Consider the following 21,183-nt stretch of genomic DNA (forward strand, 5'->3'; position numbering starts at 1 on the left):
CCGGTGGGTAGACCGAGAAGCTGCCCGAGTCGTTGACCGGCGCACCGTTGATGGTGAAACCCATTTGAACGGAGTTGGCGCCGCGCACCCGCAGGCCGCCGCCGAACAAGCCGGTGGCGTCGTTGCTGAAGGTGTTGACGCCGGGCAGCAACTCGATCGCCTGGTAGGGATTGCTCGACGGGTTGAGTGTTTCCAGGTGCGCCCGATTGACCGAGCTGCGCGCCTTGGGTGTGTCCTCTTGCACGATCAAGCCGGTGTTGCTGCCGCCGGGCAGGCCCTCGACGGCAATGCGGCCGACGTCGGTCGGTGCCGACTGCTGGGCCCACAGTGCGGGCGCACTGCACAGAGCGCCTACCAGCAGCGCGATCGGGGTGGGTTTGATTTTTTTCATACGGGAAAAGTTGTGGAAGTTGGTTGAAAAAGAAATGGGAAACTGGGGCGCCGCGGCGCCGTGTCAGGCGCTGGGCGGACGGAAGTCAATCTCGGCGCTGAATTTGTGGAACTCGTGATCGACCCAGGTGTTGGCCGGGAACGGTGGGTAGAGGCCGCGGCGCACCGTGGCAATGGCGGCATCGTCCAGCAAATTGGAGTTGGAGGACTCCAGAATGCCGGCCTCCAGCAGGGCACCGCCGCGCGCCAGCGTGAACCAGACCTTGACCTTGCCCTGGGGCCGCTGCTGGCTGACCGCGCGGCCGGTGGGGTAGCGCTTGGTGGCATTGAGCATGGCCCGCACCAGGCTGGCGTATTCATTCTCCAGCGTTGCCGTCTGGGCTTTGCTGGTGTCGGGCGCCGGCGCCGGTGTCGGCGCCGCCATGGCCACTGGCGTCGACTTGGTCGGCGGCGGTGTGTCGCGCACCGGGGCTTCCGGCGGGCTCATCAGCGCTGGCGCAGGCAGGTCTGCTTGCCGGGGCGGCGGCGTGGTTTCGGTTTTGGGCGCCAGCGGCTCAGGGGTTTTGATTTCCTTGGGCGGCGCTGGCAGTGGCGGTGGCGGCGGCAGAAGCACCTCCTGGATTACCACCGCTTGCAGCGGCTTCTTGATCAGGTTCAGTCCTTTGCGCGCCATGCCGGAGACCAGCGCATAGCCCAGCAAGGCGTGCAATGCAATCACGATCAGCAAGCCCTTGACCCGGCGCGACGGGTCGCGCGGCTGGAAGCGGTAATCGAGGCTGAGCGTATTCACTGGACGAACCGCGCCCTGGCAAGCGCTGCTTGAGCAAGATAAATCTGCACCGTGTTTCCCCCTGGCGGCTGTGGTTGAGTCTGGAATTTGGCGTTGGTAGCATTACGTCCCTTCACACTGATGCTTTACTCGCCGGAGATGTACTCGCGCCGGCACCAACATGCGGAGAATTTAAAGGGAAAAAATGACACTATGACGACAGCGCCGGGCAACCCATTGAGAGTTCCGAAACGGTGGCCTGCCAAACCCCGTTCAGCGTAGCGGGAGGATCAGGCTGGAGGGGCACTCAGCTCCGTGTCCCCCGCCCTGCGGGCTCCTCCTTTACCTGCGCTGAGTGCCCCACCAACCTGATCTTTCATGCGGGGTTGGTATGCGACCGGCGCAAACCACCGACCCTCGCCGCCCTCGACCCACATACGCCTGAGCCTCGGTTTTGGACTTGCGAAAGCAAGCCGCATCAGGCAGGCTCTGAACGGCATCCTGAATTTCGGAGCTCTTAACTCTTTTGTCCGACGGCCAGGCCGCGCAGGAATTCGATCAGTCCGCGATCGACGTCCAGTTCCGCCACCAGTGCCGCCGCCTGCATCACATCGCGCGTCGTTCCCAGATCGGTTTGCAGCTCGCTGGCCTGCCGGTACCAGCGCTCCGTGCGCTTCCTGGGCAGCAGGTGGCGCAAGGCCTCGATGTCGTAGCGCAATCGCTTGGCGAGGATGCGGACACGGTGTAGCTGACCCGGCTGGTCGACCTGTTGGCGCGCCTGCTCCAGTTGCTGATGCAGATGCGCTATGCGCTGCTTGAGCCAGCGGCGCAGGGACGTTGCAGGTTCCGGCTGGGCCTCAACAGCGTCGCTCGGAGCTGCCAGGTCGGCCAGCCATTGGGTGGTGGCCAGCAGGCCGGCGCCGACAGCCGGTTCCTGCAGCGCGTAGCGAACCGTTTTGCGCTGCAATTCGCAGGCCTGGGTCAGGGCCAGCGTCATTGCCTGCCAGCACTGTGCCCGCCTGGCATCGCCGCCAATGTAGGCGTCGGCCAGCGGCGGCAGCGTCTCGCCGCGGGCCACGTCGATGTCGCGCAACGTGCCCAGACAGGTCAGGAGTGCTTGCAGGGCCTGCCCGTACGGCGCGGCGCCGGCTGCCAGCAGCGGCTGGAAAAGTCGCATGGCGCTTCTGAAGCGCCGCCAGCCGACACGGGCCTGGTGCACCACCTCGGGATGGTCGGAACTGAGCAAGGTGTTCAGGTTGCCGGTGAAATGGGAGAACATTTCGCCCAGCACACGCTGTGCCAGCTCGGGCAGCGCCAGATCGGACGCCAGCGGCAGCACCCGGGCGCGCAGCGCCGGGTCCACCTCACCCAGCGCCAGGGCATAGCCGCGCTCCGCCTTGCTGACGTTGAACGGCAGCACGGCAATGGTCTGGGCGATCTGCCGGGCGACCTCGAATAGTGCCGTCACCGGTCCGACTTTGAGTTCCAGCTCCAGCTCGCACAGAGGGCTGCATCGGTCGCCGGAGACGATCTGTCCCAGGTCCAGCGCCACCTCCACCACGCTGCCATCGCGCCGGCGCAGCAGCCAACTGGTGCGCTGGAAGTTGGTTTCAAAAACGGGCGCCAGTGCCGCAAACAGCGTGCCGTCGGGATCGATGGCCGACCACGGCGTGTCCGCCAGTTGCTTCAGGGACAGGGCGGCAGTGCGCACCGGCATTTCCCACTCGCCGCGCCGGCTCAGCGCCGAATCGTTGCGGCCAGCGGTCTTCAGGGTTTGCAGCCATTTTGGTTTTGCCGCATCGCCCAGGCGTCGCAGCCGCAAGGCCACGCGTTGCTGGCGCAACAGAAGTTGCGGCGTGTCGTAGTAGATGTTGTGCAAATGCAGTTGCGTGGCCTTGCGTCGCGCCAATAGCGGCGTACGGGACAAGCGCTTTGCCAGGCCGGACGGATCGGAGGTCGGCAGTGCCAGTTTGAGTTCGATTTCTTCCGGGCTCGCGGCCCGGGCTGCCGCTTTCATGGGCTGTTCATGGCTCCGGTGCTGGGGCCACCTTGGGTCGGACCGGCCATGCCGCCTTTGATGAACTCGCGATAGGGCGTGGACCAATTCCCGGGACTGGTTTCAAGCCGCTCGCGCGTCTCCAGTTCATGCTTCACCTGTCGCACCAATACATCCTCCTCGCCATAGCGAAGCTGCAGTTTGCGGCACAGCCTTCTCAAGTTGTCCAGATGTCTTGACATGTGATTTCCTCAAAGAGCGTGTGAGTATTAACCACTGGTCGGGGCGTCGGCACAGCGAAATATCGCCGCTGTTTGATGTAAAACAAGCTTCAACGCCTTCGCCAATCCCCGCGCCGGGAGCGCCCTCAGGCGGCGTAACCCAGCACCGCGAAGAAGTGAAATCCGGTGCCCAGTGCGACGAAGCCATGCCATACCGCGTGGGCGTATTTCAGCCTGGAATCGAGCACAAAGAAAACCACACCCAAGGTGTAGGCCAGGCCACCGGCGACCAGCAATTCGACACCCGGCAAGGGCACTTTGCGCACCAGCGGCACCGCCGCAATCAGCACCAGCCAGCCCATCACCAGGTACAGACCAGTCGACAGCCAGGGCCTGGACAAGCGGCCGAACGACTTGAGCGTGATGCCAAGGGCTGCCAGCGCCCAGACCACGCCGAACAGCGTCCAGCCCCAGGAGCCGGCCAGGGCGCCCAGCGCGAACGGCGTGTAGCTGCCGGCAATGAACAGGTAGATCGCCCCGTGATCGAGCTTCAGAAAAACACGCTTGGCGCGACCCTGGGGCAGCGCGTGGTACAGCGTCGAACTCAGGTACAGCACGACCATGGTCGCCGCAAACACGACTGTGCCGACAAAGCCGGCGGTGGTTCGCTGTCGCGCCACCTCGATCAGAAACGGTACCACGCAGATGGCCGCCAGCAGCGCGACGCCGTGGCTCACGCTGTTGGCGATTTCCTCACCTCGGCTCTGGCAGCGGTGCGTCATAAGAGAGATGGCTCCGTGTAACGGTTGGGCGGTAGCAAAGCATAGTCTGAATCATCTGCAATAGTGCCACCGAATAGCGGGCTATTGTCCCAGAAGACCTTTTTTCAGCAAGGCATCGACCGGCTGGTCGCCGACAAAAATTCCCAGGATGGCGGTAAAAAAATCAGCGCCAAAGATGGCCTGACCCTGCCTGGTACCGTTTATCGTCAACTGGGTACCGAGTCCCGGCAGGTAGTCAAGGTTGATGACGTCGCCTTTCACCGTCAAGCCTATGCTCTTGATCGTGAGTTCCAGTTGGCTGACCCGATCGGCCAGGCGCAGCAGTTCGGCTTCACCGGCGTTTTTTCGAATGCCCGCCACCAGTGCGCTGTTGAAATCATCGGGGCCGGCCCCTCTGAGCATGCGCAGTTGCAGGCGTTTGGGCCCCGGCAGGGCGACCAGTGCCGCCGGCGTGGCGGCTTTTTCGTTCAGATACAGGCCGGCCACATAAGCCTTGATGAAGAAGATCTTGCGCACCCCCAGACCATTGAGCCGCAGTTCGTGCTGGGCCAGCCGGATGCCGTCCTCAAACTCCTGCCCTTCCAGCGTGGCGGCGCCGGCCCGCGGAGTCGTCGCAACGACGCTGCAAGCCAGCCCGATGATCAGGAGGCTGCTTCTCACAAACCTGAAATGGGACGCTCCCTTGCGCGGGCTCAAGAAGCGGTCATGGTTTTCAGGGCGGCGACCAAGCGGTCCAGGTCGGCCGGCTTGGTAAACAGCGCCGCGCTGACACGCACGCAGTTGCCGGCGGCGACGCCGCCGCGGCGCACCGTGAAGATCTTGTACTTTTCACGCAGCTCGTTGGCGACGGCAAGATTGTCGGCCTTCGACACCTTGCCGGTCAGCCGGAAGGACGTGATGGCGCCGTAGCTGCCGGGGCTGTCGGGCGTGAGTATCTCGATGCCCTTGAAATTCCTGACGCGCGAGACCCAGTAGTCGCGCAGGTAGCGCAAACGGGCCTGCTTGTTGGCCGCACCCAGGCCGGTGTGCGCCGCCAGGGCGGCCGGCACCGTCATCACGTTGGCGGTGTTGGTGGTGCCGGAGTGCACCCGCGAGCGGATGTCGCTGGCCTCCCAGTCGCCGTCGGCAAAGGCGCGCTCGATGTCGGCCAGGCGTTCCTTGCGGATGTAGAGAAAACCGACGCCCAGCGGCGCCCCCATCCATTTGTGCAGGTTGAAGCCGGCAAAGTCGACCTTCAGATCCGGGATGTTGAAATCCATCTGGCCCCAGGAGTGCGCGGCATCGACGATGACATCGATATTTTTCGCCTTGGCCATGGTTGCAATTTCGGCGATCGGCATGACGAAGCCGGTGCGGTGGCTGATGTGCGTCAGCAGCAACAGCCGGGTTTTGGGGTTGGCGGCAAAGGCCGCCGCGTAAGCATCCAGCACGCCTTGCCGGGTGGCCGGCTCCGGCATGTTGATGGCCACGACTTCCGCGCCGCGGCGCTCCTTGAGATAGTTCATCGCATACTGCATGCTGTCGTAATCGAGGTCCGAGTACATGACCACGTCGCCGCTCTTGAGCAGCCGGTAGTTGGTGATCAGGTTCTGCAGCGCTTCGGTGGCGCCGCGGGTGATCGCTATTTCCTCCGGCAGCACGCCGGCCACCTTGGCGATCTGGGCGCGCACCTCGGCCAGGCCGCTGGCGTCGTAGCTGCGCCGCAGATAGTGCGAGCTGTGCAGGTTCAGCAGCTCGATGTTGCGCTGGTACTCGGCCATGATGGCTTTGGTCATGACGCCGTAATAGCCGTTTTCCAGATTGGTGATGTCGGAAGCCACCAGGTACTGGTCGGCCACCTTGCTCCAGAAGGTTTCGTCGCTGGCGCTGAGCGCGGCCGGCAGCGGGCCTACGCTTTGCGCACTGGCAGCGGCGCCCAGCAGGGCGCTGCTGCTGACCGCCAGCATGGCGCTGGCCGAGTTGTTGATAAACGATCTGCGGGAGATGTCGGTAGGCATGGACGGGCCTTCGGTAAAGAAAAGCGCCATGCTGTTGCGGCAACATGTCAGGATCATGACCACGCAGCCGCGCCGTGCCTGCCGGCACTGCAAGTTGAGCCTCAATCGGCGATCAACTGCCCGTCGGCGTAATAGCAGAACCGGTCGCAGCGCACGGCGATTTTGGAAGCGCGCGAGGGGACCGGGACTTCCCGGGCCAGCTTCATGCGCACCCGTGCCTGGCCCAGCGCCAGTTCCAGAATCCGCACGCTGCCGTGGTCTTCAATCGACTCGATGGAGGCCGGGAAACTGTTTTCGTCGAGCGGATCGGCAAACGACAGATGCTCGGGCCGGACGCCCAGTGTGATGTCACCTTCAGGCAGCGCTTTGGGTACACGCGTCAGCTGCTGGGCACCCAGCGTCAGTCGCTGGCCGTCGCGCTGGAGCGCAAGGAAGTTCATGCCGGGAGAACCGATGAAGGTTCCCACATAGCGGTTGGCCGGGCGCTCGAACAGCTCTTCCGGCGTGCCGCGCTGCACTACTTGCCCGTCTTTCATGACCAGGATTTCGTCGGCGAAACTCATCGCCTCGTTCTGGTCGTGCGTCACGTAAATGACCGTCATCCGGGCATAGGCATGGGCTTGCTTGATGCGCCGGCGTAATTCGAATTTCATTTGCGGATCGATCACCGTCAGCGGCTCGTCCATCAGGATGGCGGCCACGTCGTCGCGCACCAGGCCGCGCCCCAGTGAGATCAACTGCTTCTCATCGACCGTCAAATCGCGCGCCGGCCGCGCCAGCCTGGAAGTCAGGCCCAGCATGTCGGCCACCGCCTTGACGCGCGGGCCAATCCGCGCTCTGTCCCAGTTGCGGCATTGCAGTGGGAAGGCAAGATTTTCGAACACCGTTTTCGACTGGTAGATCACCGGGAATTGAAACACCTGGGCGATATTGCGCTGCGCCGTCGGAATCGCCGTCATGTCGCGCTGATCGAAGAAGACCCGGCCCTCGGACGGCTGCAACAGGCCCGAGATGATGTTCAGCATGGTGGTCTTGCCGCAGCCCGACGGACCCAGCAAGGCGTAGGTGCGGCCGTGCTCGAAGACCAGGTCGGCGGGCCGCAAGGCGTAACTGTTTTCGCTGTAGGCATGCCCCACATGGGACAGGTGAAGGCGGCTCATGATCTCTCTCCGGTGGCGGGTGCCGCCAGCAGGGCTTGTTGTCCGCTGGCCTCGAAGGCGAACAAACGCTCGGCCGGGATGCCTATCCCCAGCCTAGCGTCCAGATCGTGAATGTGAACGCCCTGCACCTGCAGCGTCAATGGCCCGACAGCAGAATCAACATAGAGGAAGGTCTCGGAACCGGAGACTTCCGAGAAAGTGACCTGGCCGGTCAGCGAGGTCTCCCCCAACCGCAACTCGTTGGCGCGAATGCCAAACCAGTAATCGCCCTGGGCCAAACTCTCCAGATGCCAGGGCAGGTCGATGCCGGTGCCGCCGGCCAGTTCGATGCTGCCCTCTTTTTTTCTGCCGCGGATGAAGTTCATGGGCGGGTCGTTCACCACCGCGGCGACTTGCAGCGAGGCCGGGCTGTCGAACACCTGCGCCGGTGTGCCGATTTGCAGGATGCGGCCTTGGTGCATCACCACCACGGTGTCGCCCAGCAGCATGGCTTCCACCGGGTCGGTGGTGTTGTAGATGACGATGGTCTGGTCCTGATCCGACAGCAAGCTGCGGAACTCGCCGCGCATCTGCTCGCGCAGTTTGTAGTCCAGGTTGACCAGCGGTTCGTCCAGCAGCAGGATGCCCGACTCGCGCGCCAGCGAGCGCGCCAGCGCTACCCGCTGCTGCTGACCGCCCGAGAGTTGCGACGGCCGGCGCGTCTCGAAGCCGGTCAAGCCGACCTTGTCCAGCACGCCGCGCACGCGCTGCGCGATGACGGCCTGGTCCAGCTTCTTGCGGCGCAGCGGAAAAGCGACGTTCTCGGCCACGTTCAGGTGCGGGTAGTTGATGAATTGCTGGTAGACCATGGCGATGTCGCGCTGCCAGGGCGCCAGGGCTGAAAAGTTCTGTCCGTCAAGTTGCAGCGCGCCCCGGTCCAGCGGCTGCAAGCCGCAGATGGCGCGCATCAGCGTGGTTTTGCCGGCCAGGGTTCGGCCGATCACGGTGGTCAGTTGGCCGCGCTGGAAGCTGGCGCTGACGCCCCCCAGGTGGGTGACGCCGTCCAGCGTCAGGCTGAGGTCATGGAGTTGCAGGCTCATGCTGATGCCCTAGCGGATGGCGCCGGCCAGCGTGCCGTGCGACAGGAAACGTTCCACCACAAAGGCCACCAGCAGCAGCGGCGCCACCGAGATCAGCGCCGAGGCCGACAGACTCCACCAGGGTGTGACCGACGAGTTCAAGGCGACCACCGCCACCGGCAGCAACTGGGTGTCGGTAAAGGTCAGGGTGAAGGCAAAGAAGAAATCGTTCCAGCCGAAGATCAGGCAGAACATGCCGGCCACGATGATGCCCGGCAAGGAGTTGGGCAGGATGACGCGCAGGAAAGCCTGCATCGGTGTGCAGCCGTCCAGCATCGCCATCTCGTCGATCTGGCGCGGGATGTTGTTGAAGAAATCCACCATGATCCAGACCGCGATCGGCAGCAACAGCGCCACGTAGACCAGGATCAGGCCGATCCTGCTGTCCAGCAGTTCCAACCACTTGAGCATCAGGAAGAACGGGATCGCCAGCACGATGGGTGGCATGATGCGTTGCGAGATGAAGAAGAAAATCAGGTCCGCGTTTTTGACGAAGCCGGCCCGGTAGCTGAAGCGCGACAGGCCGTAAGCGGCCAGCGATCCCAGCACGATGCTGATCAGGCTGGCGCTGGCCGTCACGATCAGGCTGTCCATGTAGGGCTTGACGATGTCGATGCCGCCGCCGCCACCGAACAGGCTTTTCCAGCCGGCCAGCGAGGGCTCGTATTGCAGCCACGGCAGGTAGGTCGGGCCGCCGGTGACACCGTTGGCGGTCTTGAAGCTGGTGGTCAGGGCCCACAGGAAGGGCGTCACGACGAAGACGCTCCACAGCGCCATCGCCAGGTATTTCAGGAACAGGTACAGGCGCGACATCAGCTGCGTCCTCCAACCAGGGCGCGGTGCAGCAGTTTGCCGACCAGGGTGAGCAGCACGATCATGATGAGCAGGTAAGTGATGGAAAGCGACGCTGCGTAGCCGATGTCGAAGTCGCGCAGCCCCTTGATGTAGATGTAATAGCCGGAGGTCTCGGTGGCGGTGCCGGGGCCGCCCGAGGTCAGCACGTAAACCGTCTCCATCAGCTTGGAGGCCTCGATCAGCCGGATCATGATGGCGCCTATGGAAACCGTCGCCATCAAGGGGAAGGTCACGTTCAGGAAGGTCCGGATCGGACCGGCGCCATCGATGGCGGCGGCCAGAAACGGCTCGCGGGGCAGGCTGATCAGGCCGGCCAGCAGCAGCAGGAACATGAACGGCGTCCATTGCCAGATCTCGACGATCATGACGCTGGCGACGGCCCAGCCGCCCGACGTCAGCCAGGGGTAGGGTCCCAGGCCGATCAGGTGCAGGAAGTCATTGGCCGGCCCCAGCGACTCGTGAAAAATGGTGCGCCAGATGACCGACATGATGACCGGCGTGGTCATCATCGGAATCAGAAACAGCAGACGAAAAAAACGCCGCGCCTTGACGTCGCGCCAAACCAGCAACGCCAGCGCGAAACCCAAAACATACTGGATCAGCACGGTGCCTAGCGCCATGCCGCCCAGGCGCGCCAGCGACTGCCAGAAGCGCACGTCGCCCCACAGCTGGGCATAGTTGCTGGCGCCTACCCAATTGAGCTCCGGCGTGATCGCATCCCAGCCCGAGGTGCTGACCCGGATGGTGAACAGCAGGGGGAACAGAATAATGGCCAGCAGCGTCAGCAGACCCGGCAGCAGAAAGGCCAGCTTGTACGGTCTGAGTCCGGTTTCACCCATGAAAACACCTTTGTTGACGCGGCCCGCCTTGGCCGGCGAGCTGCATGCAGGAAAGCAGGAGGCAACGTTACAAGGACACGCTCAAACCGCGCACGATTCGACCGTGTCCTCCACGGAACAAGCGCAACTCAGCGGCCCTTGTCTTCCAGCGCCACCACGTTTTTGTAGGCGCTGCGAACCTTGTCGACGCCGATCTTGTTGACGATGTCGGTCCACTGCTGGGCCGCCGCATCGAGCGCCGCCTGCGCTGTCTTCTGTCCCGCCATGGCTTCGGCGACGCCGTTGGCCAGTGTCGACATGAACTGGTTGACACCCGGCACGCGCAGGTCGAAGACCCGGTTGTTGCTGGCATCCATGCCGCCCAGCGTCTTCACGTAGTCTTCGGCAACGGTTTTGTCCCAACCCAGTTTGGACTGCCAGAAGCCAGCGTTGAAGTGCGCCTTGCGGTAGGGGTTGATACCGAAGCGGCCGATCTGGAGATCCAGGTCCGCATTGGCTTCGTTGGAGAAGAAGCACAGGTAGTCGAACGCCATGTCCTGGTTCTTGGAAGCCTTGGCCACCGCCGAGGTCCAGCCCCAGGTGATGTAAGGCGGTGCATTGGGCGTGTCGAAGTGGTCCCACTTGCCGGTCAAGCGGTTCCAGACTTCATTGGCGCCGGGCAGGGGTGCAGCCGCGACCTTGTTGCGGATCGGGCTGCCTTGTTCCATCGCCTGGATGAAGGCGTCGTCCCAGCTGTAGCTCATCAGCGTCTGGCCGCCACCGAACGAGAAGATCTCGTCGCCCAGGCCGAAATTGCTGCCGCCGGGCGGGAACGCCGCCTTGGCCTTGATGAACATCTCCAGGCCGCGCACCCAGCCCGGGTTGTTGATCTGCGGCTTCATGCTCGCCAGGTCGAAGAAGAAGCCGCCCTTGACATTGGGATTCTTGGCGTAGGCCGCGACCCGGCTGATGAAGGCCGAGAACATCAGGTCGTCGCGCTTGGTGACCTCGGCGCTGCCGAAGTGGGGCTTGCCGTCACCGGCCCAGTCCCAGCCCGAGAAGAAGGCCGCGACGTCGTTGTACTCGTCCCAGGTGGCGGGCACCTTCAGGGTCTTGCCGGTCTTTTCCTTGTAGCGCGCCTGCATCTGCGGATTGTTGAAGATGTCGGAGCGGTACTTCATGTAGTGGCGGTCGCCATCGACCGGGTACTGCACCATCTGGTTGCCCCAGGTCGCCACGTCGCGGTAGTTGGCGGTGACGTCCTTCATGCCGCTGGCGGCGGCATAGGCGGCCGGCACCGGCGCCAGAAAGCTCTGCACGTCGCCAATCCACAGGGACGGGTAGAACAGCACATCGTAGGCCGCCTGCCCGGTCTGGAACGGAATCATGATCCGCTGGTACAGGTCGCCGAACGGAATATGCACCACGTCGACCTTTGCGCCGGTCAAGTCCTGGAATTGCTTTGCATGAACGTCCGTCGGCTCGCCCAGCACCGGCACCGCGTGGCTGATGATCTTCAGGGTCCGGCCCTTGTAGCTCTTCTTCGCAATGGCCTCGTAGGAGCACATGCCCGGCACGTCGGCGGCCGAGCCGTACTTGGCGTAGTCACCGTATTTGCCGTAGCTGATGTCGGCCGCCGTTGCGCTGACGCCGCCAAACTGCAAGACAGCGGCGGCGACGGCGCCCAGCAGTACCGGAGCGCTGATTTTCTGCTTCAGGGCAGGGATTCGAATCGATGCGTGTTTCATGTGTCTTCCTCTTTGTGTGCTTGGTTTGCGGGGGGTGGTTTACGGAATGAGCACGGCGCGTCCGTGTATCTTTCCGTTGTGGAGATCCTTGAGCGCCTGGTTGGCGTCGGCGAGCCGGTATTCCACCGTCGCCAGATTGACCAGGCCGCGATCGGCCAGTGCCATCAACTCGACCAGCTCGGCCCAGTTGCCGACCAGATTGCCGATGATGTTTTTCTCGGTGATGATCAGGTCGACGGCCGGCACCTTGATGTCCTCGCCGTAGCCGACGATGTAGTAGTTGCCCATGGGGCGGGTCATCGCCAGGCCTTTGCTGGTGGTGCCTTTTTCGCCGACGAAATCGATCACCGCCTCGGCGCCCTGGCCATCGGTCAGAGACAGCACCGCTTCCACTTCATTGCCGTCGGCCAGGATCAGATGATCGGCGCCGCTCTTGCCGGCCAGCTTCAGCGAGGCCTCCGACTTGTCGACGACGATGATGTCGGCCGCGCACATGGCTTTCAGGCACTGGATGCCGATGTGGCCCAGGCCGCCCGCGCCGATGACGACGCAGCGCTCGCCGGGCAGCAGGTGGCGCGTCGCCTTTTTGACGGCGCGGTAGGCGGTCAAGCCGGCGTCGGCGTAGGGTGCGACGTCCTTCGGCGCCAGCGTCTTGGGCAGCGGCACGATGTTGCGTTCCGAGGTGCCCAGGTACTGCGCATAGCCGCCGTTGGAATCCAACCCCGGGAACTTGCCGACGCCGTGCATGTCGTGGCCGCGCCGGCAGGCCAGGCAGGTGCCGCCGGTGATCTTGGGATGGACGATGACCGGGTCGCCGACCTTCAGGTTCTCGACGTCCTTGCCGACGGCCTCGATCCAGCCGGCGTTCTCGTGGCCCATGATGAAGGGCAGCAGGGCCTTGCCGGTCGGGTCCATGTGCGGCTTCCAGACGCCCTCGATGATGTGCAGGTCGGTGCGGCAGACACCGGCGCCGCCGATGCGCACGATGACGTCGGTCGACTTGCTGATGGTGGGATCGGGAACATCCTCCAGCGACACCCATTGGTCCGCAGTCAGTTGTTCGTCGTAGGCTTTAAGCACTTGTGCTTTCATTTCGGTGGTCTCCTGTGGCGGCGACATGCCGCGAATCAGGCCAGACACTGCACACTCCGTGCCAACACGAACAATCGATCGTTTGGCTGGAGAAGCCCGGATTCGGCGGGCCAGATCGCGTCCATCAAATGAACGTTCAAGCCGTTGCACTGTCCAGTTTCTGCACATTGAAGATTTGCGTATTCCCCCTAGAATGGCCCGTTCCATTCGTGCGAAGTACATGAAGGAGGAGACATGCAACAGTTATCCGGGATCGAGCGCGCGCGCCGCGCGCTGGAGAGCGGTCACCGCTTTCCGGCCGCCAGCCTGACCACCTCCGTGGCCGCCAGTTGGCAGCGCTGCCGTGACTATGGGCTGGCCCCCTGCGCGCAGCCGCGCGACATCGTGCTGCCTTTTGCCGAGGTGCGGCAAAAGCGCGAACGCAACGCGGTGCTCAGGCGCCTGGCGCTGGCCGAGATGCACAACCTGTACGCCCAGATCGCCGGCTCCAACTTTCTGATCGCGTTTGCCGATCCCGACGGCGTCGTGCTCGACACCGTCAGCGACCAGGACTTTGCCGACAGCCGTGCCGGCAAGACCATCATTCCGGGCAGCGTCTGGCGCGAGAACGACAGCGGCACCAACGCCCTGGGACTGGCCATTCTGGAAAAGTCGCCGGTCGCCATCTATGGCCGCGAGCATTACTTCAGCGGCTACGGGCAACTCAGTTGCATGGCGGCGCCTATTCTGGATGCCAAGGGCGAAGTGGTGGGCCTGCTGGATGCTTCCTGCGCCAGCGAGGTGCGCCAGCAGCACACCCATGCGCTGGTGAAAATGGCGGCGGCGACGGTCGAGAACGGCTTGATCTACCAGGAGAGCAGCGGCCACTTCATCCTGGCCTTTCACCCCCGCTCGGAATACCTGGACACCTTGTCCTCGGGCCTGGTTGCGGTATCGCGCGACGGCGCCGTGGCCTCCGTGAATCGGCCGGGGCAGTCGCTGCTGGCCGGACTGCCGGCCCGCCAGGGCGTTCATTTCGACGCTCTGTTCGACGGCAAATTCGATGTCGCGATCGAGAATCTGATGCGCGGCGGCGTCATCCGGATACGCGACCGCGCCGGCAGCAGCGTCTTCATGGTCTGTCGCCAGATCGGCCTGCGCGGCCAAGCGGCCAGCGGTTTGCGGGCAACGGCCGCTACCGTGCCGAAGGTGGCCATCGTGCGCGAACAAGGCGACATCGGCTTTGTCTGCCAGGACGCCGGCTTGAGCCACGCCATGGCCGGCCTGAAAAACGCCACGCGCTTGCGCATGCCGATTCATTTGCACGGTGAGACCGGCACCGGCAAGGAATTGATGGCGCGCCACGTGCACGAACTCAGCGGCCGCCAGGGCGAGTTTGTGGCGCTCAACTGCGGCGCCGTGCCCGAGGCCTTGTTCATCTCGGAAATTTTCGGCCACGAGCGCGGCGCCTTCACCGACGCGCGGCACGATGGCGCGCCGGGGCTGGCGCGCCAAGCCGACGGCGGCTCGCTGTTCCTGGATGAAGTGGCCGACATTCCGCCGGCCGTGCAAACCGTGTTGCTGCGTTTTCTCGACAGCATGGAGGTGCGCCCGGTGGGTGGCAAGACCGGCCGAAAAGTGGATGTGCAGATCATTTCGGCGACCAACAGCGATCTGACCGAAATGGTCGCCGCGCGCCGCTTTCGGGCCGACCTTTTGTACCGGCTCAACGCCTATACGCTAAAGCTCCCACCGCTCAAGCAGCGGCAGGATTTTGCCGCCATCGTGAAACGCTTGATGGATGAGCTGGCGCCCGACGCCGCCATCACCGACGCTGCCATCAACCATTTGCGCAAGGCCGACTGGCCCGGCAACATCCGCCAATTGCGCGGTGTGTTGCAGCGTGCGCTGGTGCGCCGAAACATGGAATACATAGACGAAGTTTCCTTCGATGACCTGGCGCTGACGACGGACGATGCCGGCGAAGTCTGCGACGGCTGCCGCGGCCACCCGCTGAACCAGCACAAGTGCCGGGAGATCCGCTTGAAGTACGCCTCGGCGGGGCACAATATTTCCGAGACTGCGCGCGCCCTGGGGCTGTCCCGCACCACGGTCTACAAACACGTCTGCTGATTCCGTGGCCGCTGGGCCGGGACGGCCTGCTTCGGTTGAATTGACATCTATCTGACATATTGGGCAGTTAACTTAGCGGCTTCCAACAGGAGCCCGCATGGTCACTGCCATCAGCATCAATGCACTGAATAAAACCTTTCCCGGCGGCCGCAAGGCGCTGCAGGAAATCCATTTGAATATCGAAGCCGGCGAGATGGTGGCGCTGATCGGTGCCTCCGGCTCCGGCAAATCGACGCTGCTGCGGCACATCGCCGGCTTGATGGTTGGCGACGGCGCGAGCCAGGGCCTGATCCAGATCCACGGCCGCACAGTGCAGCAGAACGGAAAGATCGCCTCCGACATTCGCCAGACCCGGGCCGGCGTCGGCTTTGTGTTCCAGCAATTCAACCTGGTGGACCGGCTGCCCGTGATCGTCAACGTGCTGGCCGGCACCTTGCACAAAGTGCCCATGTGGCGCAGTCTGCTGCGCTGGTTCACGGCCGCTGAAGTGGCGCGCGGCGTCGAGGCCTTGCGGCGCGTCGGCATTGCCGAGTGCAGCGCCCAGCGCGCCTCCACCTTGTCGGGCGGCCAGCAGCAGCGCGCCGCCATTGCGCGCGCCATGGTGCAGGGCGCCAAGGTGATCCTGGCCGACGAGCCGATCGCCTCGCTCGATCCCGAATCGTCGCGCCGCGTGATGGACATCCTGGCCCGCGTCAATCGCGAAGATCAATGCACCGTGGTGGTGTCGCTGCACCAGGTGAATGTGGCCATGAAATACTGCCAGCGCACCGTCGCCCTGCACCAGGGCCGCGTCGTCTACGACGGCCCGTCAGTGGCGCTGACGCCCACCTTGCTGCGCGAACTCTACGGCGCCGAGGCCGACGAGATTCTGGCGCTGGGCGACCACATCTCCAGCTTGCAGGACAGCCCCCGCGTCAAACCCGTTCCCACGTGGCGCGAGCCGCTGGCGCAAGCCGCCTGAAGTTCCCACCGTTTTCCAAACCATTCCGACCCAACCCAACCAGGAAACACCAAGATGAAGAAACTACTTTTCGGTTTGACCGCCGTCCTGGCGATCGCCATGACACCGGTCGCCGCCCAGGAAACCAAGGAAATCAATTTCGGCATCATTGCCACCGACTCGTCGAGTTCGCTCAAGAAGAACTGGGAAGCCTTTCTGGGCGACATGGAGAAATCCGTGGGCGTCAAGATCAACCCCTTCTTTGCCACCGACTACGCCGGCATCATCGAGGGCATGCGCTTCAACAAGGTGCAGGTCGCCTACTACGGCAACAAGTCGGCGATGGAGGCGGTGGACCGCGCCAACGGCGAAATCTTCGCCAAGGTGATCAGCGTGGACGGCACCGAGGGCTACAACTCGCTGTTGATCACCCACAACGACTCGCCTTACAAAAATGTGGACGACGTCGTCAAGCACAGCAAGGAGATCAACTTCGGCATCGGCGACCCCAACTCCACCTCCGGCTTCCTGGTGCCCAGCTATTACGTCTTTGCCAAGAACAACCTGAATCCAAAAACCGATTTCAAAACCATCCGCGGCGCCAACCACGCCAGCAATTTCATGGCGGCGGCGAACAAGCAGGTGGACGTTGCCACCTTCAACACCGCAGACTATGAAAAGATGGAACAGTCGCAACCGGCGTTGGTGAAGAACGTCCGCATCGTCTGGAAATCGCCCCTGATTCCGGCCGATCCGTTTGTCTGGCGCAAGGACTTGTCGGCCGACTTGAAGGTCAAGATCAAGGACTTCATGTTGTCCTACGGTAAGGGTGCCAACGGCGCCGAGCAAAAGGAAAAAATCAAGTTGCTGCCGGCCGGTGGATTCGCCGCGTCCAGCGACGATCAACTGGTCCCGATCCGTCAGATCGCCCTCTTTTCCGCGCGCATCAAGCTCGAAGGCGACAGCAACATGGACGCGGCCGAAAAGAGCAAGAAGATCGCCGACATCAACCGCAAGCTTGACGAGTTGAACCAAAAGCTCGCCTTGTTGAAGTAAGCCAGTAACGCAACCGGGTGACGCAACCTTGGACAAAATAACTTCCGTAGCCCAGGTCCGCCCGGTCATGACGCCCCTTGCGACCAGCACTTCGGCGCAGCACACCCTGCTGCAGCGGCCCGCGCTGGGCACGCTGGTGCTGTGGGGCTTGCTGGCGGCCGTGCTGGCCGGTTCCTGGAGAGGCGCCGACATGCGGCCGGCCGCCTTGTTCGCCGATGGCGGGAACATGGCAACCTATATCGCCAGCTTCTTCCCGCCCAACTTCAGCGACTGGCGCATCTATTTGCAGGAGATGCTGGTCACCGTGCAGATCGCCGTCTGGGGCACCGTGCTGGCCGTCATCTGCGCCGTGCCGCTAGGGCTGCTGTCGTCAACCAACATTGCCCCAGCCTGGATTTATCAGCCGGTGCGCCGCCTGATGGACGCGGCGCGCGCCATCAACGAGATGGTGTTTGCCATGTTGTTCATCGTCGCCGTCGGGCTCGGGCCTTTCGCTGGCGTACTGGCACTGTGGGTGCATACCACGGGCATCCTGGCCAAACTGTTTTCGGAAGCGGTGGAAGCGATCGACGCGCAGCCGGTGGAAGGCATACGCGCCACCGGTGCCAACGCGCTGGAAGAAATCGCCTACGGCATCATTCCGCAGGTCTTGCCGCTGTGGATTTCCTACTCGCTGTACCGCTTCGAATCCAACGTGCGCTCGGCGTCGGTGGTGGGCATGGTGGGCGCCGGCGGCATCGGCGTCATCCTGTGGGAAATCATCCGCGGCTTCCAGTACGCCGAAACCTGTGCCGTGATGATCATCATCGTTGTCACCGTGACCGTGATCGACGTGATCTCGGCCCGCATCCGGAAATCGTTAATCTGAGACTTTGCGGGACAGACCGCAGCGAGCCAGCTCTGTCCTCAACTGGCACCGGGATGCCGCCCTGTGTTGGCCAGCGCACAGTTTCCAGGGGTCGACAAGAGTATCCTGCTGCTGCCAACATAGCCTTGAGCAGCGCCGAGCTTTATCATTCGCTGGGGTCGGCAGGCTCAGGCAATTGTGTGAAACAGCCAAGCCACCAACGAAAGGCCATCCATGATTTACAAGTTCAAGTCACAAGCGGCCGCAGATGTCATCATGCTGCAGCTCAACGGTGATCAAATGCTCGCCATTGTCGGCAAGCAACCATCCCCGCAAGGCATCATCACGGTAGCGCAAATTCCGGCCGCCATCACGGCGTTGGAAGTGGCCATTGCGAGGCACGAGGCCGTGCAATCCCGTCGTGCCGAGCAGCCTCAGATGGAAATTGAAGTCGAAGGCGACAGCGTCGATCTGCGCCAACGCGCCGGCCCGTTTATCGAGCTGTTGCGCAACAGCGCGCAGGCCGGCAAGGACGTGGTCTGGGGCGTGTGAATGACATGACACCTGGCAACTCTGATGCTGACGCCCAATGTGGGCGCGGTCATCCCGGTGCGCGGCGCGGCGCTATCGCGCAACCCCCGTGTTGACGGCCGGATTAGCACTTTTGCCCGGTAGGGCAACTACTTTGTTGAGCCGTTTGTGTATTGGGCCTTTTATCAACCACTACAGATTCCCCCATCTTTACCGGCAATTGATCCGGGTAATCGTAGCCGTTACCCTTGTTGTGATCGATGATCGCCCCGATGCCGCCGCCAAAAATGATGTTCCCAAACATTGAGCCAGCTGCTCGGGAAATGGCTTTTAGTAAACCGTCGGGCATCCCCTCCTTCTTACAGGTAACCTCAAGATCTTCGTTCGACTTTCTGACTGTTACGTTTGCCGGAGCCTTCGAGTCCCAACTTCCTTTGTCATTCTTCAATTGACACATTGATTCAACCGCCTTGCCCTGGTAGGTTGCAGTAAGGGCCAAGGATTGCCCTTCACTTTGAGTGATGGTGGAACAGCCGACACTGGCGATTGCTGCGGAAAATGCAGCGGCGTAGATGCTAACCTTCATTGAAAACTCCCTTAGTGATTAATAATGGTGAACGCTGGAGAAATGTAATTTACAGACCAAGCAGACATGCTTGATGTGGATCAAAAGTTCATCGGATGGCACGGTTTGCGGCATTCACGCGACAGGGGCGTTGCCGACGTTGAAGCTCCCAACTGGGCAAAGTACGTCAAAGCCGGCTCTTGCTGCAATCGACTTTCATTTGGAACATCGGTTCCGGAGCAAAACAGGTAGCCTGCAGTACGAGCGGTGAATTGAGAATTTTCTCTGCTCTTGATGGCGACTTGCTCAGCATCACGGACCACCGCCTCGATTGCTGCCAAAAGCGTAGCCAGGGTATTTGCTTCGGTAACACGGCCATAGTCACCTCTTTCGAGTGAATTCGGCGAAACAGGAGCTCATGTCTTCGGCCTCACAAAGCAAGAACTTCGAGCCGCTCGAGTGCATCCGGATAAAGTTCTCGGCCACATGGCCAACCGGAGTTGTGGCGCCGGAGCAATCGGGCATACCGTTGTTTTTGGTAATCTTGTCCATCCACTTGTAGAAGCCCTTAGCACTGGGTTTCAGCGAAATCATGAACTCAGCTTCATTGCGCTCCTGCCCTGACTCGGACAGCTTCGTGCCATCGGTCCGCAGTTCGTATTCCTCGAAACACTTCTGCTCAGGTAGTTCGATGCGCCACGTCCCGACGAGCGGGTGATTGCTGGGAAGCGGCGTTCTGGTGAACTCTTGTGCAAATGCAGTTGATGACAGGATGACTCCGAGAGTGAGCGACGCGACGAGGCGGAATTTCATATGAGAGGTGCTTTGGTAATAATGTGGTGGCAATGATTGAGCTTTGACATGGAATTCTGCTTGAGACAATGATCAAGCGCCATCCCCCATTTGGGGGATATTCAAAGATGTCCGCTATCGCTGCGACCCTGCCACCAAGTAGTCCTCCAATTGGCGGCGGGCGTCGACCATGATGTTGCGCTGCCCGCAGTTCCTTTGCAGCGCTCAGGCCGCCTGCGCGTTCACGCAAAATTTCGGTTCTTATGGCGACCTGCGGTGAGATACTTGGTCTGGGGCGGCTGAATTCACTATTCGTCCCAGGAGTCCCCAAAACTCCGACAAACAAGAGGAGAGACACCGTGCGTTTATTTCCCGTTTTTCGACTCGTCGTTCTCGCGCTGCTTTTTTCGTTGCCTGCCCTGGGTTTTGCGCAGACCTGGCCCAACAAGCCGATCAAATGGATCATTCCTTATCCGCCCGGTGGCATCACCGACAGCGCCACCCGCATGGTGGTGCAAAAAGTGCAGGAGCAAACCGGCTGGACCATCGTGGTCGAGAACAAGCCCGGCGCCAATTCCATTTTGGGCGCCGACATTGCGGCCCGCTCGGCGCCTGACGGCTACACCTTTCTGACGGTGATTGGCGCGCACGCCGCCAACGCCACGCTGTACGCCGGCCGCCTGCCTTATGACGTGGTGAAAAGTTTCGCGCCGGTGTCGCTGGTCGGCATCGCGCCCTTGGTGATGACGGTGAGCAACAGTTTCCCCGCCAAAGACATGAAGGAGTTGATCGCCTATGCCAAGGCCAACCCCGGCAAGGTGTCGTTCGGCTCCTCGGGTGTCGGCGCCGCCGCCCATTTGACGCAGGAGTTGTTCAAGCAGGTTGCCGGACTCGATCTGATTCATGTGCCTTACAAAGGTACCGCCCCGGCTCTCAACGACTTGATGGGCGGCAGCCTCAACATCCTGACCGATACCGCCAGTGCCTTGATGCCGTTCGTGCGCAGCGGCAAGATCAAGGCCATTGCCGCGTTTGCCAACAAACGCGTGCCCGGCGCCACCGAGGTCCCAACCATCGTCGAGGCCGGTGGACCGGCCATAGAGGGCTCGACCTGGGTGCTGTTTTTGGCGCCTTCGGCAACCCCGCGCGACATCGTCAACCGCATGTCGGCCGAGACCGCCAAGGCGGTGAATTCACCTGAGTTGAAAGCCCGCTTTGACAGCCTGGGCATCGAAGGCGTAGGCAACAGCCCCGAGCAGGCCGCCAAGTTTCTGGACGACGAAATCGTCAAATGGGCCAAGGTCATTTCCGCGGCTGGCGTGAAGGCTGAATAGGAAGATAGCTGTTCAATGTGAGCGACTGGCTATTCAACTGGAATTTGACGGCGAAAACGC

The 21,183-nt window shown here is 62.3% G+C and carries 21 protein-coding genes; 6 read left to right on the forward strand and 15 right to left on the reverse strand.

Annotation, left to right across the window (positions count from 1 at the left end; genetic code table 11):
• The 13 genes from PHS32_RS20145 to PHS32_RS20205 form a co-directional block, all read right to left on the reverse strand.
• The coding region (locus tag PHS32_RS20145; protein WP_301080948.1) for a Plug domain-containing protein at window positions 1–391 on the reverse strand (391 nt) is incomplete at its 3' end.
• 63 nt (window positions 392–454) lie between these two features.
• Window positions 455–1,180 carry a TonB family protein gene (locus PHS32_RS20150; protein WP_301080949.1) on the reverse strand — a complete coding sequence of 242 codons (726 nt, stop codon included), beginning with the start codon at window positions 1,178–1,180 and terminating at the stop codon, window positions 455–457.
• A gap of 496 nt (window positions 1,181–1,676) precedes the next feature.
• A complete protein-coding gene (locus PHS32_RS20155) occupies window positions 1,677–3,176 on the reverse strand; it encodes a CYTH and CHAD domain-containing protein (RefSeq protein ID WP_301080951.1) in 1,500 nt (499 codons plus the stop codon).
• A complete protein-coding gene (locus PHS32_RS20160; RefSeq protein WP_301080953.1) occupies window positions 3,173–3,397 on the reverse strand; it encodes a hypothetical protein in 225 nt (74 codons plus the stop codon). The genes PHS32_RS20155 and PHS32_RS20160 overlap by 4 nt, the downstream gene beginning before the upstream one ends.
• A gap of 125 nt (window positions 3,398–3,522) precedes the next feature.
• Window positions 3,523–4,158 (reverse strand): hemolysin III family protein, encoded by a 636-nt coding sequence (locus PHS32_RS20165; protein WP_301080954.1) that lies wholly within the window; start codon window positions 4,156–4,158, stop codon window positions 3,523–3,525.
• 81 nt (window positions 4,159–4,239) lie between these two features.
• Window positions 4,240–4,818, reverse strand: coding sequence for a chalcone isomerase family protein (locus tag PHS32_RS20170; protein WP_301080955.1), 579 nt, complete (start codon window positions 4,816–4,818; stop codon window positions 4,240–4,242).
• Window positions 4,819–4,850: 32 nt separating this feature from the next.
• Window positions 4,851–6,155: an aminotransferase class V-fold PLP-dependent enzyme gene (locus PHS32_RS20175; RefSeq protein ID WP_301080957.1), complete on the reverse strand. Its 1,305-nt coding sequence runs from the start codon at window positions 6,153–6,155 to the stop codon at window positions 4,851–4,853.
• Between the two features lie 101 nt (window positions 6,156–6,256).
• Window positions 6,257–7,315: an ABC transporter ATP-binding protein gene (locus tag PHS32_RS20180; protein ID WP_301080959.1), complete on the reverse strand. Its 1,059-nt coding sequence runs from the start codon at window positions 7,313–7,315 to the stop codon at window positions 6,257–6,259.
• The gene (locus PHS32_RS20185; RefSeq protein WP_301080961.1) at window positions 7,312–8,394 is read right to left on the reverse strand and encodes an ABC transporter ATP-binding protein; all 1,083 of its coding nucleotides are present in this window, start codon (window positions 8,392–8,394) and stop codon (window positions 7,312–7,314) included. Before PHS32_RS20185 ends, PHS32_RS20180 begins: the two co-directional genes overlap by 4 nt.
• Window positions 8,395–8,403: 9 nt before the next feature.
• Window positions 8,404–9,246, reverse strand: coding sequence for a carbohydrate ABC transporter permease (locus PHS32_RS20190; RefSeq protein WP_301080963.1), 843 nt, complete (start codon window positions 9,244–9,246; stop codon window positions 8,404–8,406).
• On the reverse strand, window positions 9,246–10,127 hold the full coding sequence (locus PHS32_RS20195; RefSeq protein WP_301080965.1) for a sugar ABC transporter permease: 882 nt from the start codon (window positions 10,125–10,127) through the stop codon (window positions 9,246–9,248). The genes PHS32_RS20190 and PHS32_RS20195 overlap by 1 nt, the downstream gene beginning before the upstream one ends.
• A gap of 128 nt (window positions 10,128–10,255) precedes the next feature.
• On the reverse strand, window positions 10,256–11,854 hold the full coding sequence (locus tag PHS32_RS20200) for an extracellular solute-binding protein (RefSeq protein WP_301080967.1): 1,599 nt from the start codon (window positions 11,852–11,854) through the stop codon (window positions 10,256–10,258).
• Between the two features lie 39 nt (window positions 11,855–11,893).
• Window positions 11,894–12,946, reverse strand: a complete 1,053-nt coding sequence (locus PHS32_RS20205) for an NAD(P)-dependent alcohol dehydrogenase (protein WP_301080969.1) — start codon at window positions 12,944–12,946, stop codon at window positions 11,894–11,896.
• 234 nt (window positions 12,947–13,180) lie between these two features.
• On the opposite strand from PHS32_RS20205, the gene PHS32_RS20210 reads away from it, so the two are divergent.
• The 5 genes from PHS32_RS20210 (at window position 13,181) to PHS32_RS20230 (ending at window position 18,453) form a co-directional block, all read left to right on the forward strand.
• Window positions 13,181–15,058, forward strand: coding sequence for a sigma-54-dependent Fis family transcriptional regulator (locus PHS32_RS20210; protein ID WP_301080971.1), 1,878 nt, complete (start codon window positions 13,181–13,183; stop codon window positions 15,056–15,058).
• A 97-nt stretch (window positions 15,059–15,155) separates the two neighbouring features.
• A complete protein-coding gene (gene phnC, locus PHS32_RS20215) occupies window positions 15,156–16,019 on the forward strand; it encodes a phosphonate ABC transporter ATP-binding protein (protein ID WP_301080972.1) in 864 nt (287 codons plus the stop codon).
• 54 nt (window positions 16,020–16,073) lie between these two features.
• The gene (gene phnD / locus PHS32_RS20220) at window positions 16,074–17,054 is read left to right on the forward strand and encodes a phosphonate ABC transporter substrate-binding protein (RefSeq protein WP_301080974.1); all 981 of its coding nucleotides are present in this window, start codon (window positions 16,074–16,076) and stop codon (window positions 17,052–17,054) included.
• Between the two features lie 67 nt (window positions 17,055–17,121).
• Window positions 17,122–17,922, forward strand: a complete 801-nt coding sequence (phnE, locus tag PHS32_RS20225; RefSeq protein WP_301080975.1) for a phosphonate ABC transporter, permease protein PhnE — start codon at window positions 17,122–17,124, stop codon at window positions 17,920–17,922.
• 213 nt (window positions 17,923–18,135) lie between these two features.
• On the forward strand, window positions 18,136–18,453 hold the full coding sequence (locus tag PHS32_RS20230) for a DUF1840 domain-containing protein (protein ID WP_301080976.1): 318 nt from the start codon (window positions 18,136–18,138) through the stop codon (window positions 18,451–18,453).
• 103 nt (window positions 18,454–18,556) lie between these two features.
• Here PHS32_RS20230 and PHS32_RS20235 read toward each other — a convergent pair whose 3' ends face one another.
• Window positions 18,557–19,018, reverse strand: a complete 462-nt coding sequence (locus PHS32_RS20235) for a hypothetical protein (protein WP_301080978.1) — start codon at window positions 19,016–19,018, stop codon at window positions 18,557–18,559.
• Window positions 19,019–19,378: 360 nt separating this feature from the next.
• A complete protein-coding gene (locus tag PHS32_RS20240) occupies window positions 19,379–19,810 on the reverse strand; it encodes a hypothetical protein (protein WP_301080979.1) in 432 nt (143 codons plus the stop codon).
• Between the two features lie 338 nt (window positions 19,811–20,148).
• Between PHS32_RS20240 and PHS32_RS20245 the strand changes: the two genes are divergently transcribed.
• A complete protein-coding gene (locus tag PHS32_RS20245; protein ID WP_301080980.1) occupies window positions 20,149–21,123 on the forward strand; it encodes a tripartite tricarboxylate transporter substrate binding protein in 975 nt (324 codons plus the stop codon).
• The last annotated feature ends 60 nt before the right edge of the window (window positions 21,124–21,183 follow it).

Origin of the sequence: Rhodoferax sp. (assembly GCF_028714215.1) — a bacterium.
Classification (GTDB): Bacteria; Pseudomonadota; Gammaproteobacteria; order Burkholderiales; family Burkholderiaceae_C; genus Rhodoferax.

Coding starts and splice junctions, on each gene's coding strand:
- PHS32_RS20195 (WP_301080965.1), bottom strand. CDS start 10,127: ATGGGTGAAACCGGACTCAGACCGTACAAGCTGGCCTTTCTGCTGCCG.
- PHS32_RS20205 (WP_301080969.1), bottom strand. CDS start 12,946: ATGAAAGCACAAGTGCTTAAAGCCTACGACGAACAACTGACTGCGGAC.
- PHS32_RS20240 (WP_301080979.1), bottom strand. CDS start 19,810: ATGAAATTCCGCCTCGTCGCGTCGCTCACTCTCGGAGTCATCCTGTCA.
- PHS32_RS20200 (WP_301080967.1), bottom strand. CDS start 11,854: ATGAAACACGCATCGATTCGAATCCCTGCCCTGAAGCAGAAAATCAGC.
- PHS32_RS20165 (WP_301080954.1), bottom strand. CDS start 4,158: ATGACGCACCGCTGCCAGAGCCGAGGTGAGGAAATCGCCAACAGCGTG.
- PHS32_RS20230 (WP_301080976.1), top strand. CDS start 18,136: ATGATTTACAAGTTCAAGTCACAAGCGGCCGCAGATGTCATCATGCTG.
- PHS32_RS20190 (WP_301080963.1), bottom strand. CDS start 9,246: ATGTCGCGCCTGTACCTGTTCCTGAAATACCTGGCGATGGCGCTGTGG.
- phnD (WP_301080974.1), top strand. CDS start 16,074: ATGAAGAAACTACTTTTCGGTTTGACCGCCGTCCTGGCGATCGCCATG.
- PHS32_RS20160 (WP_301080953.1), bottom strand. CDS start 3,397: ATGTCAAGACATCTGGACAACTTGAGAAGGCTGTGCCGCAAACTGCAG.
- PHS32_RS20175 (WP_301080957.1), bottom strand. CDS start 6,155: ATGCCTACCGACATCTCCCGCAGATCGTTTATCAACAACTCGGCCAGC.
- phnC (WP_301080972.1), top strand. CDS start 15,156: ATGGTCACTGCCATCAGCATCAATGCACTGAATAAAACCTTTCCCGGC.
- PHS32_RS20185 (WP_301080961.1), bottom strand. CDS start 8,394: ATGAGCCTGCAACTCCATGACCTCAGCCTGACGCTGGACGGCGTCACC.
- PHS32_RS20180 (WP_301080959.1), bottom strand. CDS start 7,315: ATGAGCCGCCTTCACCTGTCCCATGTGGGGCATGCCTACAGCGAAAAC.
- phnE (WP_301080975.1), top strand. CDS start 17,122: ATGACGCCCCTTGCGACCAGCACTTCGGCGCAGCACACCCTGCTGCAG.
- PHS32_RS20235 (WP_301080978.1), bottom strand. CDS start 19,018: ATGAAGGTTAGCATCTACGCCGCTGCATTTTCCGCAGCAATCGCCAGT.
- PHS32_RS20210 (WP_301080971.1), top strand. CDS start 13,181: ATGCAACAGTTATCCGGGATCGAGCGCGCGCGCCGCGCGCTGGAGAGC.
- PHS32_RS20155 (WP_301080951.1), bottom strand. CDS start 3,176: ATGAAAGCGGCAGCCCGGGCCGCGAGCCCGGAAGAAATCGAACTCAAA.